The sequence below is a fragment of the Micromonospora sp. CA-249363 genome (genome assembly GCF_050950185.1).
Taxonomy (GTDB): Bacteria; Actinomycetota; Actinomycetes; order Mycobacteriales; family Micromonosporaceae; genus Micromonospora.
Genome location: NZ_CP192020.1, coordinates 30,862 through 50,073, shown reverse-complemented (window position 1 = coordinate 50,073; position 19,212 = coordinate 30,862). Strand labels below are relative to the sequence as shown.

Sequence of the window (19,212 nt, the reverse complement as noted above, 5' to 3'; positions counted from 1 at the left end):
GGTGGCCCGCCCAGGATGGAGCGAGGGGTGGGATCAGAGGCCCAGATCGCGGGCGATGATCATGCGTTGCACCTCGCTGGTGCCCTCGCCGATCTCCAGGATCTTGGAGTCCCGCCAGAACCGGGCGACCGGATACTCGTTCATGAATCCGTAGCCACCGTGGATCTGGGTGGCCTCCCGGGCGTTGTCCACCGCGATCGTGCTCGCGTGCAGCTTCGCGATGGCGGCCTGCCGCTTGAACGGCTCGCCGGCCAGCATCCGGGCGGCGGCGTCGTAGTAGGCCAGGCGGGCGGTGTGCGCCTTCAGCTCCATGTCCGCGATCTTGAACTGGATGGCCTGGTTGTCGCCGATCGGCCGGCCGAAGGCGTGCCGCTCCTTGGCGTACCTGATGGACTCGTCGACGCAGCCCTGGGCGAGGCCGACAGCCAGCGCGGCGATGGCGATCCGACCCTCGTCGAGGATGCGCAGGAACTGCGCGAAGCCCCGGCCGCGCGCACCGAGCAGGTTGGCCGCCGGCACCCGGCAGTCGTCGAAGGTCAGCTCGTGGGTGTCCGAGGCGGTCCACCCGACCTTGGAGTAGCCGGGCGCGACCGTGAATCCGGGCGTGCCGGTGGGCACGATGATCGTCGACAGCTCCTTGGAGCCGTCCGGGTTGGTGCCGGTCACCGCCGTGACGGTCACCATCGCGGTGATGTCGGTGCCCGAGTTGGTGATGAACGCCTTCGAACCGTTGATCACCCACTCGTCGCCGTCCAGCACGGCGCGCGTCTGGGTGCCACCGGCGTCGGAACCGGTGCCCGGCTCGGTGAGCCCGAAGCCGGCCAGCGCCTCACCGCTGAGCAGCCGCGGCAGCCAGGTGGCCTTCTGTTCCTCGGTGCCGAAGCGGTAGATCGGCATCGCGCCGAGCGAGACGGCCGCCTCCAGCGTGATCGCCACGCTGGAATCGACCCGGGCCAACTCCTCCAGCGCGAGGCACAGCGCGAAGTAGTCGCCGCCCATCCCGCCGTGCTCCTCGTCGAAGGGCAGGCCGAACAGGCCCATCTTGCCCATCTGCCGGATCACCTCGTACGGGAAGGTGTGCCGCTCGTAGTGCTCGGCGATCACCGGGGCGACCACCTCGCGGGCGAAGTCCCGCACGCTCTCCCGCAACGCCGATTGCTCGTCGGTGAGCCGGAAGTCCATCTCATCCTCCTGGTGGGGACGGTCCGCCGGGCGCTCGTGACGCCGGGACGGCTGGCTGTGCGGGTCAGACCGGGGTGACGCCGTGGCGGCGTCGGGAGAAGTGCCGGTCCTTCGTACGTGCCGCGGCGAAGCGGCGGATCAGCTCGGTACGCAGGTCGTGCGGCTCGACGATGGCGTCCACCACCAACTCGCTGGCGAGCCGGACGACGTCGATGTCCTGCTCGTACTCGGCGCGCTTGGCGGCCACGAAGGCGGCCCGCTCGTCCGCGTCCTCGATCGCCGCGATCTTGTTGGCGTAGACGGCGTTCACGGCGGCTTCGGCGCCCATCACCGCGATCTTGGCGGTGGGCAGCGCGATCGTCGCGTCCGGCTCGAAGCCGGGGCCGGCCATCGCGTACAGGCCCGCGCCGTACGCCTTGCGGACGACGACGCAGATCTTCGGCACCGTCGCCTCCGAGATCGCGGTGATCATCTTGGCGCCGTGCCGGATGATGCCCTGCTTCTCCACGGCGCTGCCGACCATGAAACCGGGCACGTCACTGAGGAAGAGCAGCGGCACGTTGAACGCGTCGCAGAGCTGCACGAAGCGGGTGGCCTTGTCGGCCGAGTCGACGAAGAGCACGCCGCCCTTGAACATCGAGTTGTTGCCGACCACGCCGACGACCTGGCCGTCGAGGCGGCCGAAGCCGATGGTCAGCTCCTTGGCCCACAGTGCCTGGATCTCGAAGAAGGAACCCTCGTCGAGCAGGCCCTTGACGTACCGTCGCATGTCGAACGCCTGCCGCTCGCTGGCCGGCACCAGCGCGGCCAGGTCGGCCTTCGCGGGCGCGGCGACCGCCGGCGCGGCCGGCGGCGCCTGGGTCCAGTTCGCCGGCAGGTACGACAGGTAGGTCTTCACCACGTCGAGCGCGTCGGCCTCGGTCTTGCAGAGGAAGTGCCCGACACCGGACTCGGCGGTGTGCACCTTGGCCCCGCCCATGGCCTCCAGCGTGGTCTTCTCCCCGGTGACCATCTCGACCATCCGGTCGGAGCCGAGATACATGCTGGCGTTGCCGTCGACCATCGCCACCACGTCGCAGAACGCCGGGATGTACGCCCCACCGGCGGCGCTCGGGCCGAACAGCGCGCAGACCTGCGGGATCGAGCCGGACGCGCGTACCTGGTTCCAGAAGATCTTGCCGGCCCCGCGGCGGCCGGGGAAGAGGTCGACCTGATCGGTGATCCGGGCGCCGGCCGAGTCGACCAGGTAGACCATCGGGACGCCGGCGCCGTACGCCCGCTCGATGATCCGAATGATCTTCTCGACGGTACGGGCGCCCCAACTGCCGGCCTTCACCGTGGAGTCGTTCGCCATCAGGCAGACCTGCCGCCCGTCGATCGTGGCGGTGCCGGTGACCACGCCGTCGGCCGGGAGGCCGTCGGCGAGCGCGTTGGCGTAGAGGCCGTCCTCGACGAAGGAGCCCTCGTCGACGAGGAGCGCGACACGTTCGCGGGCGAAGAGCTTCCCCTTGGCCTCGTTGGCCGCGTGGTACTTGTCCGCGCCGCCGGACCGGGCCCGCTTGCGCAGTTGTTCCAGCGCCTCACCGTCGAGCGTCACGCCGACTCCCTCGCCCGTGTTGACCTGAACGATCGTTAGGCTATCGCATCCGCGCACCCTCCGGCGACCCACGCCGCGCCAACGCTCCTTCGAACGAAACATTGAAATCTATTAATCTCTGTGGATAGGCTCCTGACACCCCCTCCCGGATAGGAGTCAGCGATGACCTCACGACTCAGTCGGCTCGCTGTCGCGTTGGTCGCGACGGCAGGTGCCACCCTCGGCGTCACGGTCGCCAACCCCGCGCCCGCGTCAGCCGCCATGACCATCTGCTACAACACCAGCCAGGCAGGCGCCTACGCGGGCACCGCCAACCAGGCAGCCTCGATCTGGAACAACGCCACCGTCAACCTGACGCTCTCCGCGAACTGCGGCTCCAACCTGCGGATCTACCAGATCACCGGCGGCGGCTCGTACGCCGTGCGGACCAGTCTCGGCAACGGCCGGGTCTACATCGACACGCAGCAGGCGGCCCAGTACAGCCCGCTGCGGATCATGACCCACGAGATCGGTCACATCCTCGGCCTGCCGGACAACTACAACGGCAACTGCTCTCTGTTGATGTCGGGCGGCAGCGCCGGCACCAGCTGCACCAACCCGTACCCGAGCACCGCCGAGGCGAACCGGGTGAGCAGCCTCTTCGCCGGCACGTTCAGCGCCACCGAGCGCAGCACCGACCGCAGCGCGGACATCTTCCGCGACAGCTGGCCGGCGGCGCTCACCACGGTGGGCTGACCGAACCCGCGCACCACGGAGGGGCCGGCAACTCGCCGGCCCCTCCCGCGTGTTCTCAGCTCGGCATCGGCGTCAGTCGCGTACGCGGGCCCGCCCGCAGCACGCCCGACGGCAATTTCTTGCCGAGCAGTTCCTCCGCCAACTCGGCCACCTCGATCAGGGCGTCCAGGTCGATACCGGTGTCGATGCCCATGTCGTGCAGCATGTGCACCGCCTCCTCGGTGGCCAGGTTGCCGCTGGCCCCCGGCGCGTACGGGCAGCCACCCAGGCCGCCCACGCTCGCGTCGAACTCGGTCACGCCGAGCTCCAGCGCGGTCAGCAGGTTGGCCAGCGCCGTGCCCCGGGTGTTGTGGAAGTGCAGCAGCACCGGCACGTGTGCGTTGCGGTCGCGTACCTCGGTCAGCAGCTCACGGACCCGGCGCGGCGTGCCCATGCCGGTCGTGTCGCCGAAGGCCACCCGATCCGCGCCGTCACGGACCACCCGATCGACGATGCCGGCCACCCGACCCGGGTCGACGTCCCCCTCGTACGGGCATCCGAAGCTGGTCGCGACGATCACCTCGACCCGCGCGGAGGCACCGTGCAGCAGGTCGATCAGCTCGGCGATGTCGTCGAGCGACTCGTCGGTCGAGCGGTTGACGTTGCGACGGTTGTGCGTGTCGCTGGCCGACACCACCACCTCGATCTCGGTGAAGCCGGCGGCCAGTGCCCGCTGCGCGCCCCGGGTGTTCGGCACCAGCGCCGAGTACCGCACCCCGTCGGCCTTCGCCGCCCGCCGCCACACCTCGTCGGCGTCGGCCATCTGCGGAATCGCCCTGGGGTGCACGAACGACACGGCCTCGATCCGGCGTACGCCGGTGGCGGAGAGCGCGTCGAGCAGCCGCACCTTGGCGTCGGTCGGGACGGGCTCCTCGTTCTGGAGCCCGTCGCGCGGCCCAACCTCACGGATGGAGACGAAATCTGGCAGTTGGCTCATCGGTCACCTCGCTGTGACGTCGGATCGGAACAGGTCAGCGCATCCGGGCGACGATGCCCGTGTCGTAGGCGCCGGAGCGGAACTCCTCGTTGCCCAGCAGCTCGGCGAAGAACGGGACGTTGTTCTTCGGGCCCTCGATCTGGAACGCCGCGACCGCCGCCTCCGCCCGCTCCAACACCTCTGCGCGAGTCGCGCCGGTGACGATCAGCTTGGCCAACAGGCTGTCGTAGAACGGGGTGACGGTGTTGCCCCCGGTGTAGCCGGAGTCCACCCGGACGCCCTCGCCGGTCGGCTCCACCCACGTCCGGATCACGCCGGGGCCGGGCAGGAACCGCTTCGGGTCCTCGGCGTTGATCCGCATCTCGATGGCGTGTCCGCTCGGCGCGAGCGCGTCCGGGTCGAACGTCGGCGCCAGCCCGGACGCCACCCGCAACTGCTCCTCGACCAGGTCGATCCCGTAGACGTACTCGGTCACCGGGTGCTCCACCTGAAGCCGCGTGTTCATCTCGAGGAAGAAGAAGTCACCGGAAGTGGGGTCGAGCAGGCACTCGACGGTCCCCGCGTTGCGGTAGCCGACCGCCTCGCCCGCGCGTACCGCCGCCGCCAGGAGACGCGCCCGCAGTTCCGGCGACACCGCCGGCGACGGGGACTCCTCGACCAGCTTCTGGTTGCGTCGCTGCACCGAGCACTCCCGCTCGCCGAGCGCCACCACCCGACCGTCGGCCAGGCCGAGGATCTGCACCTCGACGTGCCGTACCCGAGGGAAGTACCTCTCGATCAGCACCGAGCCGTCACCGAACATCCGCTCGGCGAAGGCGCGCACCTTGTCGTACTCGGTGCGCAACGCGGCCTCGTCGACGGCCACGCCCATGCCCATGCCGCCGCCACCGGCGGCGGCCTTGACCATCACCGGGTAGCCGATCTCGGCGGCGGCCGTCACGGCCGCATCCAGGTCGGCGGCCGGATCGGTGGTGCCGGGCGCGACCGGCACGCCGGCCGCCGCCATCAGGTTCCGAGCATTGATCTTGTCGCCCATCGCGCTGATCGCGTCCGCGCCGGGTCCGACCCAGATCAGCCCGCTGGCCTCGACGGTACGAGCGAACTCCGCGTTCTCCGACAGGAAGCCGTAGCCGGGGTGGATCGCCTGTGCGCCGGTCGACTTGGCGGCGGCGAGGATCGCCTCGACGTTGCGGTAGCTCTGCGCCGGGTTCGGCGGGCCGATGAGGACGGCCTCGTCCGCCTCGGTGACGAACGGCAGGTCGGCGTCCGCCTCCGAGTACACCGCGATCGCGCGGATGCCGAGCCGCTTGGCGGTCCGGATGACCCGGCGGGCGATCTCGCCCCGATTGGCGACCAGCAGTGACTCGATCATGTTTCCTCCCGGCGTCCGGATGTTGGGACGATGTCAGGGAATCATGACCGGCGTAGTTCTGACGAGTCGGATCAGGCGAGCAGCGCGGCCAGGGTGGCTCCGCGCAACAGCTCGGCACGACGTCGTCGGTCCACCTCGCCGCCGAGGAACGGAGTCGAGTTCATCAGGCCGAACGCGGCATGCGCGAGCACCCGCGCCTCGCCGTCGGGCATGCCCGGGTGCAGCGCCGTGAGCACCGTCACCCACTCCTCGACGTAGAGCCGTTGCAGCCGGCGGATCCGTCGCCGCGGCTCCTCCGGCAGGCGGTCCAGCTCGTGCAGGTGCAGCGCGATCACGGCCGGATTGGCCAGCGCGAACTCGACGTGGAAGTCGATCAGGGACTCCAGCACGCCGCGCGGGTCGTCCGGGTGCCCGGCGGCGCGTTCCCGCCCGCCCGCCAGCAGTCCCTCACTGACCGGGATCAGCGCGGCGGCCAGCATCGCCTCCTTGCCGGCGAAGTGGTGATAGAGCGCCGGACCGGTCACCCCGGCTGCGGCGCCGATGTCGTCCATCGACACGCCGTGGTAGCCACGGGCGGCGAACAGACCGACCGCGATCTCCAGGATCTCGTCCTTGCGGGACCGGCGCCGGCCCGTACCCGCCGCCCCCCGTGCCTGCTGCTCCACCGTCACGGGGCAAGCGTAGACCGCGAGCTGGACACGGTGGGGCGACGGTTACCGGTCGGTCCCAGCGGTCAGTCGTCCGGGTCGAGGTCGTGCTCCTGCCGCAGGGCGGTCGCCTCGGCGGACCGGTCGAGCAGGTCCAGCGCGCGGGCCAGCAACCACGCCGTCTGGCGGACCGGCCGTGATCCGGCCGGCAACCCACCGAGTACGCGACGCAGCAGCGGCTCCGCCTCGGCCGGCCGGTCCAGTCGGAGCAGCAGCTCACCGACGAGGACTTCCACCTGGGCCGCCTCACCGAACGCCTCGATCGACCGCAGTCGGTCGGGCACCCCGGCGAGCCGTTCCAGCGCCTCGTCCGCCCGGCCCTCCCCGGTCAGCACCCTCGCGCCGGTCTCGGCCATCATGGCCAGCTCGTACGTCACCGGCGGCGTCGGCTCCGGCTGCCCGGCCACCACCGCCGCCAGCCCGTCCGCCAGTTCGACGACACGTACCGCCTCGGTCAGGTTGTCGGACCAGAACCAGGAGTACGCCTCCCGCCGACGGGCGCGCAGCTCGTCCAGCGGCAGGTCGGCGAGCCGGTACGCCGTGGCGGCGGCGGCGAACCGCTCGGCGGCTGCGGCGTCCCGGTCGGCGTCGTACAGGATCCCGCCCGCCTCCTCCAGCACCTGGGCCCGGTTGGGCAGGTTGTCCGGGCCGTCCAGGTTGACGGACAACTGCTCCAGCAGAGCCAGCGCGGGGTCGATCTCGCCGAGCCCGCTGTACACGCCGGCCAGCAGGTGTCGGCAGCGGTCGGCCTCCGCCTGGGCGCCCAGGCGGTCCAGGCCGAGAACGGCCTCCTCGGCAACCTCGGCCGCCTCGGCGAGCCGGCCCACCACCCGGTACGCATTCGCCAACTCCCAGCGCAGGAACGCGTCCCCCTCGGCGCCACGCTCCACGCAGAGCGTCACCGCCTCGACGAAGTCGTCCACCGCGTCGGCCGCCCGGCCGGCGGCGAGCAGCGCCCGCGCGCGGGCGACCCGTACGGGCAGCTCCGCGTCCGCCGGCGCCACCCGCAGCGCCTCGTCACAGGCGGCCACCGCCTCGGCCGGATCGTCGACCGTCCGCGCGCAGGTCAGGCAGGCCGCCACGACCAGCTCGTCGATGCCCAGCTGGCGGGCGATCCGACGGGCCTCCTCGGCGGCCGCGCAGGCCTCGTCGAGGCGGTCGGACTGCTCCAGCAGATGTGCCCGGTGCAGCGCGATCCGGGCCGCCAGGTGCTCGTCGCCACCCGCGTCGGCAGGTATCCGGTCCAGGGCCGTCAGCGCGTCCGCCCAGCGTTGCCGGTGCAGCAGCGCCAACGCCAGCCGGTCGTACCCGGCGGCGCGCTGCCGGGCGTCACCGAGCCGGTCCAGCGTCTCGGCGGCCTCCCGGACCAGCGTCAGCCCCTCCTCGGCGTGCTCGTCGGCGCGGGTCAGCAGAACACCCAGTCGCCCCGCGACCACCTGGGCGGGCAACTCCTCGCCCGCCGAGCGGTACAGCTCCAGCGCCGCCCGGTTCAGCTCCACCGCACCCTCGACGTCGTCCGCGTCGCCGCGCTCGGCCGCCCGCAGCGCCAGCCGGTGCGCGACCGTACGCGGCGCGAGGTCGGCGGAGTCGAACCGGTCGTCGTACGAGGCCAGCGCCGCCCGGAACGTGACCCGGTCGTGCCGACCCCAGCTCTCCTCGGCGACGGTCAGCAGCTCGTCGGCGTCGGCTGGCAGGGCCACGGTGGACACCTCGACCGGCGCTCGGCCGGGCCGTTCGGACACAGGCGCTGCCGCACCCGCCGGCGCGTCCCCACCGGGTCGCGTCGGACGGCGACGGACGCTCGCGGAGAGCGGCAGATGCTCGCCACTGGGCTGGACGGCGAGCCGGCGCGCGATCCACTGCGACTGGTGGGTGGTCCCGTTACGGGCGTCGAAGCGGGCGGCCAGATCGGTCGCCGTCCGCACCAACTCGTCGGCCAGCGCCGACGCCGGCACCTCGGCGGCCGGCCGACCCTCGGCGGCCCGGCGGTACACGGTCGCCGCACCGGCCTGGCGCAGCGCGGCGGCGGCGGTCGCCGCGAAGTGCATGGCGGCGGCCGGTGACGGCGGGCGGTCCAGCCAGTCCAGGTGCCGCTCGACCAGCTCGACCGCACGCGCCTCGTTGCCGGTGAGCGTGCAGAACTCGATGTGGTCGCCGATGTCCCACAGGTCGGCGAGGCTGCCGCGCAGCTTGCGGTACGCCTCCCGATGCGCGTCCCGCGCCGACTCACCCCGACCGGTACGCAGGTACGGCAGAAGAAGCGCCGTGAGAATCGCCTGCGGCTGCTCGGTGCACGTGAGCCGACCGGCGAGCACCGGTTCGGCGAGGGCCACCGCCTCGGCGTCCCGACCGGTGTCGGCCAGGTAGCCCACCTGGCTCGTCGGGTCACAGCCCGCGCAGTCGGACAGGTCGTCGCGGGGCGTCGTCTGCCACAGCCGGTACCAGTGCGCGGCGGCCTCGGCGTCGCCCACGTGGTCGGCGACCCGGAACCGGTGCTTGTGCACGGTCTGGAGGCTGTGCCCGCCGGCCCGGTAGCGCCGCTCCATGTCGTCGAGCACGGCGTACGTGCGGTCCAGTGGCACCTCGGGGAACTTCAGCAGACCCGACACCATGTACTTGAAGTGCCACAGCAACTGGTGCAGGTGACGCTGGTGGTAGGGCTGCGGGTCGCGGTCGAACTCGGACAGGCACCAGGAGAACGTGACGAACGACTTCGCCGGCTCGCCCCCGTAGACGTACCCGGTCGTCGCCTGCATGCGGGTGACGAAGGCGAGGTGCCGGTCGTCGGCGGCGTCCACCCGGCGCAGCAACTGCTCCAGCGCGGCGATCTGCCCCGCCCCGTACGGCATGTCGGCGATGCCGCGCAGCACCCGCCACAGGTCCTCGTCACTCACTCCTGCTCCCGTCCCGGCACGGCCCGGCCGAGCAGGCCGAGGAAGGAATCGTTCAGCAGCGCGGCGTCGGCCGCGCGGATCGGATGGTGCCCGAGCAGCAGCGCCTGCCCGTACAGCGCCTCGACGGCGAGCCCGACCAGCTCCGGATCGCCCAGCATGGTGACCCGCCGCACCAGCGGGTTGCGGTGGTTGAGCACCAGTTGCGGGCGGTCCGGTGGGGCGGTGGCGGCGAGCGCGTCCAGCACCCCGCCCCACAGCTCGTCGGCCCGGTCGCGGCTGGCGGCGAGCTGGTCGTTGAACGCCGCCGACCGGCTGACCAGGTAGAGCGCGGGCAGCGAGACCGGGTCGTACGCCCGGATGACCACCTCGCAGCCGGACCGCTCGACAGCCCGCTGGGCGGCGGTGAGGAACGGCCGCAGCGCCAGTTCCACGGACGGGTCGAGGGCCTCGAACCGGGTGGTGAGGTCGCTCGGCTCGAGCCGTTCGATGAGCACCGAGCGGTCCACCGCCGGCAGCCGCTCGATCAGCTCGGTGTCGTACGTGTAGCCGGCGTTGACGACCGCCAGGTCCTGTGCGGCGGCCACCGCGGCGAGCTGGCGGAACTCGTCGAGGCTGGCCGCGTAGCGGACCACCCCGTAGCGTTCCCGGAACTCGGCGAGGGTGAGCGTGCCGACGTTGGTGTCCATCGGCCACCACCTGTCGACCAGCCGGAGCATGTCGTCGTCGTGCAGGGCCAGCGCCTTCACGCCGAGGTGGTGCACCTGGAGGAACTCGGCCAACCGGTGCGGGTCGTGTCGCGCCAGCCGGACCAGCCAGCCGCGTACCTGGTCGCCGAGCGCCTCCCGGGTCGCGGTCAACAGGGTGTCCTCGTAGAGGGCCTCCCGGCTGGCCGTCGGACGCAGTTCGGTCGCGTCGACGACGCAGTGCGCGAAGAACGCCCAGTCCGGCAGCAGGCCGTCGGCGTTCTCGGTGAGCAGCATCCGCTTGAGGTAGACGCGGTGCCCGGCACGGGCCGCCGGGTTCACCGGGGTGGGCAGGATGACGGCGACACCGGTCAGCCCGGCCTCGGGAACGCTCAGCGGCAGTACGTCGAACGGGTCCACACCGAGCGTCTCGCGGGCGTACGCGACCAGGGCCGCCCGGTCGACCGGCGCTCCCGGAGTCGTCGGCCAGGGCGGTTCGCCAACGGTGGTGACCACGTCGCCGACCCGGACGGTGACCGGCAGCAACGCGCCGAAGAGCCGCGCCAGGTCGACGACGGTCGGGGTGCTGAACCACTGGTCGGCGTCACGGCGGGGCACCAGCGTCACGGTGGTGCCCGGCTCGGCGCGGGCCTCCTCCGGCGGCGCGACGGTCACCGCGTACCGGCCGTCGGCGTACCCGCTCCACCGGACGGTGGGGCTGTCGCCGTGGCGGGTGAGCACCTGGATCTCGTCGGCCACCAGGAAGCAGGAGAGCAGACCGATGCCGAACTGGCCGAGGAACTCGTGCCGGGAGAAGCCCAGCTCGTCACGCTTGGAACTGCGGCCGATGGTCGCCAGCAGCTCGTGTACCTGCGCCTCGGTCAGGCCGACGCCGGTGTCGTGCACCCGGAGGGTGCCGTCCCCGGTGATCTCCGGGGGCTCGATCCGGACCAGCGCCGGCGCGTCCGGCTCGGTCGTACGCCGGGCGGTGATCGCGTCCACGGCGTTCTGGAGCAGCTCACGGACGTACACCCGAGGGCTGCCGTAGAGGTGATGGCTGAGCAGGTCGACCACGCCGCGCAGGTCGACCTGGAAGGTGTGGTCCACGCCTGTGCTCTCCCTGGTCGCGATGTCGGCGCTCACCGTACCCAAGATCACCGGCGGCCCGCGTCCCCCTTTCGCCCGGCGGCTTGACCCTCGACCCGGTCGAACCGGCACGGTCGGCGGCATGACCTTCTCCGTTCCGGGCCGGAACTTCCGGCTGCTCTGGTCCGCCGTCGTGGCGTCCCGCTTCGGGGACGCGCTGCGGACACCGGCGCTGGCGCTGCTGGCGGCCACGCTGACCCGCGACCCCCGGGTCGTCGCCGCGGTCACCGTGGCCGCGCAGCTGCCGCCGTTGCTCTTCGGCCTGCTCGGCGGGGTGTACGCGGACCGCTGGGACCGCCGCCGGACGATGGCCGGCATCGACGGGGTACGCGCCGCGGTGGTGGCGGCGGTCGCCGTGGCGGTGGCCGTCGACCGGGCCGGCATCGGGCTCCTGCTGGTGGCGGCGTTCCTGCTCGCCGCACTGGGAACACTCTTCGACGCCGCCTCGTTCGCGCTGCTACCGGCCCTGGTCCCGCCGGCCGCGCTGCCCCGGGCGAACGGCCGCCTCCAGGCGGGTTCGGCGGTGGCGGGTGGTTTCCTCGGCGCGCCCGCCGCCGGTGTCCTGTTCGCCGCCGCTCCCGCCCTGCCGTTCGCACTCGACGCCGTCACCTTCGCGGTGGCCGCCCTGTTCGTGCTCGCCCTCACCCCTCCGGCCGCCGTGCCCGCCGAGCCGGCCACCGTCCGCGGGTCGGTGTGGGGCGACATCGTCGAGGGAGTGCGGTGGCTGCGGGCGCACCGGACCATGTGGCGCATCACCCTGCTCACCGCGGCGAGCAACCTGGCGATCTCCGGCATCATGGCGGTGCTGGTGCTCTACGCGCTGGACGTGCTGCGGATACCGCCGGCCGGGTACGGGCTGTTCACCGCTGCGGTGATCCTCGGCGGGGTGGCCGGGGCGCTGGGATCGCATCGGCTCGCCGCCCGGCTCGGCACGGTACGCGCGCTGGGGGCGGTTCTCGTCGCGGAGACCCTCGCGCTGACCGGTTTCGCGCTGGCCCGGCATCCGGTGCCGGGCGGCTTCGCGCTGGCCGTCTTCGCCGCCGGGACAGTGGTGTGGAACAGCCTGTGGGCGTCGTACGGTCAGCGGGAGGTGCCAGCGAGGCTGCTCGGTCGGGTCGGCGCCGCCCAGCGGATGGTCGGTCTGCTCACCGCCCCGGTCGGCGCGGGACTCGCCGGCCTGGTCGCCGCCGCGCACGGGACGGTCCCGGTGATGGGCGCGGCGGCGGGCGTCTTCGCGCTGGTGACGGTGGTGGCGTGGCGGACACTGCGATCGGCCGGGAAATCGGCCCAACCTTTTCCGCCTTCCCGTGCGTCTGTGGGGTGACGCGCACCGCGGGCGGCCGGAAGGGGTGCGGATGGGATCGACGGCGGACGACGGCCGCGACGGCTACCTCGCCTTCGTGGAGAGCAACCAGCACCGGCTCCTGCGGGCGGCCTTCCTGATCTGTGGCAACCGGCACCAGGCCGAGGACCTTCTCCAGGACGCCCTGCTGAAGCTGGCGCTGCGCTGGACCTCGGTCCGCGACGGCGATCCCGCCGCCTACGTGCGGGCCATCCTCTACCGGGACGCGGTGTCCTGGTGGCGGCGTCGTCGCCGGGAGTGGCTCAGCGCCGCGCCACCGGAACGGGCCGCGCCGGACCGGGACGGCGCGCTGCGGCTGACCCTGCACGACGCGCTGGGGACGCTGCCGCCGCGGCAGCGGGCCGTGCTGGTGCTGCGGTACTACGAGGACCTGACCGAGGTCGCCACGGCCGAGGCTCTCGGGGTGACCGTGGGCACCGTGAAGAGCCAGTGCCACCTGGCGCTGCGGCGGCTCAGGGAGGTGGCTCCCGATTTCACCGGCGACGATCGGCCGGGTCGGGGCGCCAACGGTGTGGAGGTGAGCCAGTGAACGAGCAGGACCTGCGCGACCTTTTCACCGTCAGCGTGCGGGACGTGCTGCCCACCGCACCGGCGGCGGCAGGCTGGGAGCGGGCGCGGCGCACCCGTCGTACCCGACGGGCCATCGGCGCGGTCGTCGTGGCCGTGGCGTTGGCCAGTGGCGCGGCCGTCGCCCTGCGACCGTCTGCTGATTCACGCCTGGAGCATCCGGTGGCGCCCACCGTCGAGCCCACCCACGCCGGCCCCGTGCAGCGCCCGCCCGCCAAGCTGACCTTCCCACCCGATCCGCTGAGCCGGATCAGCGGCCCGCCGACCGTGGCGCTGTCCGCGCGACCGGTCCAGCGTGCGCTGGCGCTGTTCCAGCCGCTGAACGAGGAGGGTCAACCGGACGGCCCGATCCGGATCCTCGGCGACGACGGCGTGGTCCGCAGTCTCGACGTGGTGACGCCGGCACCCACCTGGGACGAGAGCGGCAACGAAGCGACAGCGGTCAAGCCGGGAGTCTTGTCGCCGGACGGACGGTGGGCGGCCTTCGCGCAGACCAACGAGCTGATCATGGTCGACCTCACCACGGCCGGCGTACGTCGCGTCCCGCTCGACGGCTACCTGGAGTTGGTGGTGTGGGCGCAGGACCGGGTGCTGGTCGGCGGCGACAACCGGGCGTACGTGGTGGAGCGGGACACCGAGGCGGCAAGCACCACCAAGGTGTCGGCCTGGAACGTGGTCGCGCCCGATCCGGAGGCCGGTCGCGGGGCGGCCGTGCTCGAGTTGGTCGGCGAGTGGGGTGGCCTGAAGCTGCGGAGCCGGACCGCCTTCGACGGCGCGGTCCGCTCCGAACAGCGGATCACCATGGGCGCGCTGCCACCGCCCTATCAGGTGAACGAGTTCTACGGCCGGGGCTGGCTGCACGGCGGCCGGTTGGCCAGCGCCGCGTGGATCGTCAACAGCCAGATCGACGGCGCGGAGGGGGTGGCCGTGCTGGACTCCCGCACCGGCGTGGTCACCCACCTGCTCGACCTCGGGCGGGACCGCGCCAAGGGCTGCTGCCCGGTGTACGGCTGGGACAACAAGGGCGCGGTGCTGCTGCGCCTGGAACCGGCCGGTCTGGCGCGCTGGGACCCGGAGACCGGCACGATCACCGGGATCATCGACAACCTGCGCGGCGTGCTGGCGCTGGCTGGCTGAGGCGCGATGTGCTGGTGCCGGCCGGCTCGGGCGCGGTGCGCGAGAGCTGGCCGGCTGGGCCTCGGGGGCCCAGCCGGCCGAGCCCGCGTCTCAGGCGGCGATGCCGCCGGGCTGGTCGCCCTTCACCACAGGCGCCCGGACCAGGTTGCCCCACTCCGTCCACGAACCGTCGTAGTTGCGCACCTGCGGGTAGCCGAGCAGGTGCCGCAGCACGAACCAGGTGTGGCTGGACCGCTCGCCGATCCGGCAGTACGCGATCACGTCGTCGTCCGGGCTGAGCCCGAGCTGGTCGGCGTAGATCGCCTTCAGCTCGTCGGCAGACTTGAACGTGCCGTCCTCGTTCGCGGCGGACTTCCACGGCTTGTTGACCGCGCCCGGGATGTGCCCGCCACGCAGCGCGCCCTCCTGCGGGTAGTCCGGCATGTGCAGCATCTCGCCGGTGTACTCGCCCGGGGACCGCACGTCGACAAGCGGCCGGCCCACCGCGATGTGGGCCATCACCTGCTCGCGGAACGCGCGAAGCGGCGCGTCGTCCCGCAGCGGCACCGGGTAGTCGGCGCGGGGCCGGGACGGCTTGTCGCGGGTCAGCTCGCGCCCCTCGGCGACCCACTTCTGCCGGCCGCCGTCGAGCAGCCGCACGTCGACGTGGCCGAAGAGCGAGAAGACCCAGAGGGCGTACGCGGCCCACCAGTTGAAGTTGTCGCCGTAGAAGACGACGGTGTCGCCCCGGCCGATGCCCTTCGCGGCGCACATCTCGGCGAAGCTCGTGGCATCGAGGTAGTCGCGGGTGACCTGGTCGTTCAGATCGAGGTGCCAGTCGACCTTGACGGCGCCGGGGATGTGACCGGATTCGTAGAGCAGGACGTCCTCGTCGGACTCGACCACGACGAGGCCCTCGTCGCCCAGGTGCTCGGCCAACCAGTCGGTGGTGACCAGCCGCCGCGGGTCGGCGTACGACTGGAGGCGGGGATCGGGATCGTTCGGCACAGACATGATCCCCAAGGTACGCCGCGACACCGCTGGACGGCCCGCCATCGGGGATCGGGGGGTCAGGGGTGTCGCAGCTAACGCCGCCGGTCCGCCCGAGGGACGACCGCGTTCAGGCGCGTCGGTGCACGATCCGGCCGGCGACCACGGTCGCGAGGCAGGTTCCGTCGATGTCGTGCACCGACAGGTCCGCCCGGCCACCGGCGTCGAGGGTCGGTGGCACTGGTCCGACCAGCACCAACAGGTCGCTGCGGTCGACGGCCCCACGGAGTGCCGGGTCGGCCAGATGGTCGGCGAGCACCGCCGTGACCCCGCCTCGCAGTAGCGCGTGCACCCGCTCGCGCGGGGTGGGTGCCGCCGGCAGCGGACCGTCGTGCAGCAGGCCGGGCCCCAGCGTGCCGGGCCAGCGACGGACCCGCACCTGCGCGTGGGCCTCGGTCAGCTCGGCGAGCGGACCGACCGCCTCGACCCGGTCGCCGCTGACCAGCACGCCGTGCTCCGGCACCGGCTCGCCGTCCCGTTCGCGGCGCAGCAGCGGCGCGGTGTGCAACGTACGCACGCTCAGTCGACGATCGGCCCGAGCAGCGGACGCTTCGCGGTCACCGTGTCACCGGACGACCGGCCGGTGAGCCGCCGCTTGATCCACGGGGCCAGGTACTGCCCGGCCCAGCGCACGTCGGCCGCGCGGGCGGCGAGCCACGGCGACGGCGCCGGGTGCGGCGGAACCAGCAACCACTCCTCGTCGCAGCCCACGCCGAGCGCGTTCAACACCTGCCCGGCTACCCGTCGGTGACCGGCCGGGGAGAGGTGCAGCCGGTCGGTGCTCCACAGCATCGGGTTGAGGAACGTGTCGTCGGCGTACAGGTCGACCAGGATCGCGCCGTGCCGCGCGGCGGTCTCGCCGACCGCCTGGTTGAGCAGTTGCACCCGGGGCGCGACGAGACGCTGACCGGGCAGGCGGGCCATCACGTCCGCGAAGCGGAAGAGCAGCACGTCGGCGCCGCCCGAGCGAAGCTGCCGAACCACCTCGTCGAAGCGGGTGACCAGCGTCTCCGGGTCGAAGGTACGGCGCAGCACGTCGTTGCCGCCGGCCGCAAAACTGATCAGGTCCGGCTTCATCGCCACCGCGGAGGGCACCTGCTCGGCGACCACGCTGGGGAAGAGCCGGCCCCGGATGGCGAGGTTCGCGTACCGGAAGTCGGGGCCCGCCTCGGCGGCGAGCCGGGTCGCCACCAGGTCGGCCCAACCCCGGAAGGTGCCATCCGGGTACGCGTCGTCCATACCCTCGGTGAAGCTGTCCCCGACCGCGACATAACTGCGCCAGCGCACCCCGCGCCTCCTCACGCCACCCGTTGCCTGCGGCGACCAGTCTTTCACCGCAGGCGCGTCGGCCGGTGCCCCGACCGGCCGACGTGGCGGAGGTCATGCGGCCGCGTCGATCGAGGGCCTTGATCGACACGAGTTCCCCGATATCGCGGTCTCCGAGCGCTGGGACACCCCGACATCGGCGATGCGGAGTGGATCACACGCACCAAGCGGGACGGTGTCGCCAATCCGGCGGATGTCGGGGTGCCCTCCCTCGTCAGCAGGCCCCACAATGGAGGGCCGGTCACCGGGCCGGGTAGCGGGGAGGGCCTAGTTGAGTCAGGCAAGCGAGCCGAGCCCCGCCGGGCCGGCCCCGGAATTGGGAACACCGTCGCGCTCCGCACGGGCCCGTCAGATCCGACTGGTGGGGCTCGTTGTCCTGCTGGCCGTACTGGCAGCCGCTCTGGTCCCGATCGTCCTCGCCATGGGCCCGCCGACCCGTGACGAGTTGCTGGAGGACGCTCAGCTCAAGGGCAAGCAGCAGCTCATCATCGGGGTGAAGGACGATCAGCCGGGCATCTCGCAGCGCCTTCCGAACAACGTCTGGAAGGGCTTCGACGTCGACATCGCGTACATGATCGCGAGCTACCTCGGGTTCGATCATTCCCAGGTGCGTTTCGTGCCGATCGAGAGTGAGGACCGGGCCCGTCGACAGGCCCAGGACGGCGAGGGCTTCGTCATCGTCGACCTGGTCATCGCCTCGTACAGCATCAACGACAAGCGCCGGGAGGAGGGCGCTGTCTTCTCGGCCGCGTACCTGCACACCGAGCAGTCGGTGGTGACGTTGAAGGACTTCAAGGGCCAGGTGAGCAGCCTGGAGGACCTGCGCGGGCTCACGGTCTGCTCGCTGACCACCTCGACGTCCATCCAGCGCCTCGGCGAGGCCGGCGCGACGCCGGTGGGCCGGAACCGGATCAGCGAGTGCATCCAGGAGCTGTACGACGGCAGGGTCCAGGCCGTCACCACCGACGCGGCGATCCTCGCCGGCTTCGTCACCGGCGACCAGCCGGGCGACGACGGCCAACGATTTCCGGTGGTCCTCGAACACGTCAAGCCGCTGCGGCACTGGGACATCGGCTCGTCGCCCCAGGAGCGGTGGGGCGTCAACACGGGCCCCAACCAGGCCCTGCTCGACCTCGTCGACCTTGCTCTCTACGAGTCGGCCAAGGACGAGGACAACTCGGCCTGGGAGAACGCGTTCAACGCCAACCTCCGATGGCAGCAGGGCTACAACCTCCCGCAGCCGGTCGCGGAACAGCAGCAACCCGATCCGAGGAAGGTGGAGGTGCGACAGTGGCCGTGGGAGAGGATCGCGCTACCGCCCCCGGCGCACCCCGGATCGGCACCGGTTCCTACTGGGCCGTTCGCCCGCGCCGCATGGCGGGGGCGCGGCAGGCGCAACAGTGGCTGCTGACCCTCCTACCCGCCTTCCCCGTCCTCCTGCTGGTGCTGCGGCTCTGGCAGCTCAGCCAGCAGGACATGTCCACGATGCTGCTGCTGGTCCAGTACGTCAGCCCGCTCGGCCTGCTCAGCGCCCTCCTGATCGCCCTGGTGTGGGCGTTTCCCGTCGTCGTGCTCACCTTCGGCGTCCTCGGTCGACTCCTTCGGCTCAGCGCTCCTGACCGGTTCGATCCGGACCGTTCACTGCTGGCTTCGGGAACGGCGCGTACCCCGGGATGGGTGATCAGCGCGGCGGTCGCGCTGGGGGCGCTCACCTGGCAGCTCCGCTTCCTGCCGTCACTGCTGATGCTCGGCCTCTGGCTGCTGGCGTTGCGTACCCGCTACCTGCACCCGGACCAGCCGACCCGCATCCTGTTCGTCAGCGTGGCCCTGCCGCTGGCGGCGGCGGTCCTGGCCTACAGCGTGCTCGGCCCGGCGATCTGGACGGCGTACCGGCAGGGCGAGTTGGCGACCGCCGCCCTGCTGGCGGTGCCACCCGCCGCCACCCTGCTGCTCACCGGCCCGATTCCCGGGTGGATCGCCCCGACGCTGACTCACGGCCTGGCGTTCATGGTCGCGGCGGTGCTCCCCGTGGTGATGGGCGCGGTGTTCCTCCGGGTGCCACTGCTGCCCACCGCCGCGGTCGAGGTGCTTCCGAAGCACACCACCGGAACCGACCCCGCCCCGAACCCGAACCCGAGCCCGACGTCCGCGAACCCGGCCCCGACGTCCCCGGCGGACAGCGCTGGCACGGCGGCCCGCGACGGTACGGCCCAGGACGGCCGGGATGTGGTGCTGGGCGCGCTCATCACGGTCACCGACACGTCGACGATCGTGCTGGACCGCACCGCCACCGTACGGTTCCTGCCCAACGACTGGGTCGAGTCGCAGGTTCTCTGCCCGCAGGCGGCGGCGGTGCCGTACAGCCTCGTCTCGGTGGGAGGTTGGCCGGTGGAGGAGACCGCCCTCGACTGGATGATGCCTCGCCGGCCGGTGGCCGATCCGGACATCCGCTGCGAGGGCCGCCTCCCCGGCACTCCCTGACCCGGCCCGAATTGGCT

The 19,212-nt window shown here is 72.2% G+C and carries 16 protein-coding genes; 6 read left to right on the top strand and 10 right to left on the bottom strand.

Annotated features, from left to right (window positions below):
* Positions 1-33: 33 nt before the first annotated feature.
* Both ACQPZK_RS00235 and ACQPZK_RS00230 read right to left on the bottom strand, forming a co-directional pair.
* The gene (locus ACQPZK_RS00235; RefSeq protein ID WP_433536352.1) at positions 34-1,182 is read right to left on the bottom strand and encodes an acyl-CoA dehydrogenase family protein; all 1,149 of its coding nucleotides are present in this window, start codon (positions 1,180-1,182) and stop codon (positions 34-36) included.
* Between the two features lie 64 nt (positions 1,183-1,246).
* Positions 1,247-2,779, bottom strand: coding sequence for an acyl-CoA carboxylase subunit beta (locus tag ACQPZK_RS00230; protein ID WP_433536351.1), 1,533 nt, complete (start codon positions 2,777-2,779; stop codon positions 1,247-1,249).
* A gap of 162 nt (positions 2,780-2,941) precedes the next feature.
* Between ACQPZK_RS00230 and ACQPZK_RS00225 the strand changes: the two genes are divergently transcribed.
* Positions 2,942-3,514, top strand: a complete 573-nt coding sequence (locus ACQPZK_RS00225) for a snapalysin family zinc-dependent metalloprotease (protein WP_433536350.1) — start codon at positions 2,942-2,944, stop codon at positions 3,512-3,514.
* 55 nt (positions 3,515-3,569) lie between these two features.
* On the opposite strand, the gene ACQPZK_RS00220 is transcribed toward ACQPZK_RS00225, so the two are convergent.
* The 5 genes from ACQPZK_RS00220 to ACQPZK_RS00200 form a co-directional block, all read right to left on the bottom strand.
* On the bottom strand, positions 3,570-4,490 hold the full coding sequence (locus ACQPZK_RS00220; protein ID WP_433536349.1) for a hydroxymethylglutaryl-CoA lyase: 921 nt from the start codon (positions 4,488-4,490) through the stop codon (positions 3,570-3,572).
* A 34-nt stretch (positions 4,491-4,524) separates the two neighbouring features.
* Positions 4,525-5,862, bottom strand: coding sequence for an acetyl-CoA carboxylase biotin carboxylase subunit (locus tag ACQPZK_RS00215; protein WP_433536348.1), 1,338 nt, complete (start codon positions 5,860-5,862; stop codon positions 4,525-4,527).
* A 71-nt stretch (positions 5,863-5,933) separates the two neighbouring features.
* Complete coding sequence (locus tag ACQPZK_RS00210) at positions 5,934-6,533, bottom strand: TetR/AcrR family transcriptional regulator (protein ID WP_421473846.1); 600 nt, start codon at positions 6,531-6,533, stop codon at positions 5,934-5,936.
* A 62-nt stretch (positions 6,534-6,595) separates the two neighbouring features.
* A complete protein-coding gene (locus ACQPZK_RS00205) occupies positions 6,596-9,463 on the bottom strand; it encodes a hypothetical protein (protein WP_433536347.1) in 2,868 nt (955 codons plus the stop codon).
* Entirely contained in the window at positions 9,460-11,253 is a 1,794-nt protein-coding gene (locus ACQPZK_RS00200; protein ID WP_433539383.1) for an HSP90 family protein, read from the bottom strand. Before ACQPZK_RS00200 ends, ACQPZK_RS00205 begins: the two co-directional genes overlap by 4 nt.
* 121 nt (positions 11,254-11,374) lie before the next feature.
* Between ACQPZK_RS00200 and ACQPZK_RS00195 the strand changes: the two genes are divergently transcribed.
* Genes ACQPZK_RS00195 through ACQPZK_RS00185 form a run of 3 tightly spaced genes read left to right on the top strand, consistent with a single transcriptional unit; the run spans position 11,375 to position 14,359 of the window.
* Positions 11,375-12,616 carry an MFS transporter gene (locus ACQPZK_RS00195; protein ID WP_433536346.1) on the top strand — a complete coding sequence of 414 codons (1,242 nt, stop codon included), beginning with the start codon at positions 11,375-11,377 and terminating at the stop codon, positions 12,614-12,616.
* Between the two features lie 31 nt (positions 12,617-12,647).
* Positions 12,648-13,184: a SigE family RNA polymerase sigma factor gene (locus ACQPZK_RS00190; RefSeq protein ID WP_433536345.1), complete on the top strand. Its 537-nt coding sequence runs from the start codon at positions 12,648-12,650 to the stop codon at positions 13,182-13,184.
* Entirely contained in the window at positions 13,181-14,359 is a 1,179-nt protein-coding gene (locus ACQPZK_RS00185; protein ID WP_433536344.1) for a hypothetical protein, read from the top strand. Before ACQPZK_RS00190 ends, ACQPZK_RS00185 begins: the two co-directional genes overlap by 4 nt.
* 90 nt (positions 14,360-14,449) lie before the next feature.
* On the opposite strand, the gene ACQPZK_RS00180 is transcribed toward ACQPZK_RS00185, so the two are convergent.
* The 3 genes from ACQPZK_RS00180 to ACQPZK_RS00170 form a co-directional block, all read right to left on the bottom strand.
* The gene (locus ACQPZK_RS00180; RefSeq protein WP_433536343.1) at positions 14,450-15,352 is read right to left on the bottom strand and encodes a sulfurtransferase; all 903 of its coding nucleotides are present in this window, start codon (positions 15,350-15,352) and stop codon (positions 14,450-14,452) included.
* A gap of 106 nt (positions 15,353-15,458) precedes the next feature.
* A complete protein-coding gene (locus ACQPZK_RS00175; RefSeq protein ID WP_433536342.1) occupies positions 15,459-15,905 on the bottom strand; it encodes an imidazolonepropionase-like domain-containing protein in 447 nt (148 codons plus the stop codon).
* A gap of 2 nt (positions 15,906-15,907) precedes the next feature.
* A complete protein-coding gene (locus tag ACQPZK_RS00170) occupies positions 15,908-16,675 on the bottom strand; it encodes an SGNH/GDSL hydrolase family protein (protein ID WP_433536341.1) in 768 nt (255 codons plus the stop codon).
* A 400-nt stretch (positions 16,676-17,075) separates the two neighbouring features.
* Between ACQPZK_RS00170 and ACQPZK_RS00165 the strand changes: the two genes are divergently transcribed.
* Positions 17,076-18,125 carry a transporter substrate-binding domain-containing protein gene (locus tag ACQPZK_RS00165; protein WP_433536340.1) on the top strand — a complete coding sequence of 350 codons (1,050 nt, stop codon included), beginning with the start codon at positions 17,076-17,078 and terminating at the stop codon, positions 18,123-18,125.
* Positions 18,089-19,195 carry a hypothetical protein gene (locus tag ACQPZK_RS00160; RefSeq protein ID WP_433536339.1) on the top strand — a complete coding sequence of 369 codons (1,107 nt, stop codon included), beginning with the start codon at positions 18,089-18,091 and terminating at the stop codon, positions 19,193-19,195. Before ACQPZK_RS00165 ends, ACQPZK_RS00160 begins: the two co-directional genes overlap by 37 nt.
* Positions 19,196-19,212 lie beyond the last annotated feature (17 nt).

Excerpts from the sequence above, each read along its gene's own strand:
- ACQPZK_RS00235 (WP_433536352.1), bottom strand. The coding sequence starts at position 1,182 with ATGGACTTCCGGCTCACCGACGAGCAATCGGCGTTGCGGGAGAGCGTG.
- ACQPZK_RS00225 (WP_433536350.1), top strand. The coding sequence starts at position 2,942 with ATGACCTCACGACTCAGTCGGCTCGCTGTCGCGTTGGTCGCGACGGCA.
- ACQPZK_RS00220 (WP_433536349.1), bottom strand. The coding sequence starts at position 4,490 with ATGAGCCAACTGCCAGATTTCGTCTCCATCCGTGAGGTTGGGCCGCGC.
- ACQPZK_RS00215 (WP_433536348.1), bottom strand. The coding sequence starts at position 5,862 with ATGATCGAGTCACTGCTGGTCGCCAATCGGGGCGAGATCGCCCGCCGG.
- ACQPZK_RS00195 (WP_433536346.1), top strand. The coding sequence starts at position 11,375 with ATGACCTTCTCCGTTCCGGGCCGGAACTTCCGGCTGCTCTGGTCCGCC.
- ACQPZK_RS00190 (WP_433536345.1), top strand. The coding sequence starts at position 12,648 with ATGGGATCGACGGCGGACGACGGCCGCGACGGCTACCTCGCCTTCGTG.
- ACQPZK_RS00180 (WP_433536343.1), bottom strand. The coding sequence starts at position 15,352 with ATGTCTGTGCCGAACGATCCCGATCCCCGCCTCCAGTCGTACGCCGAC.
- ACQPZK_RS00160 (WP_433536339.1), top strand. The coding sequence starts at position 18,089 with ATGGCGGGGGCGCGGCAGGCGCAACAGTGGCTGCTGACCCTCCTACCC.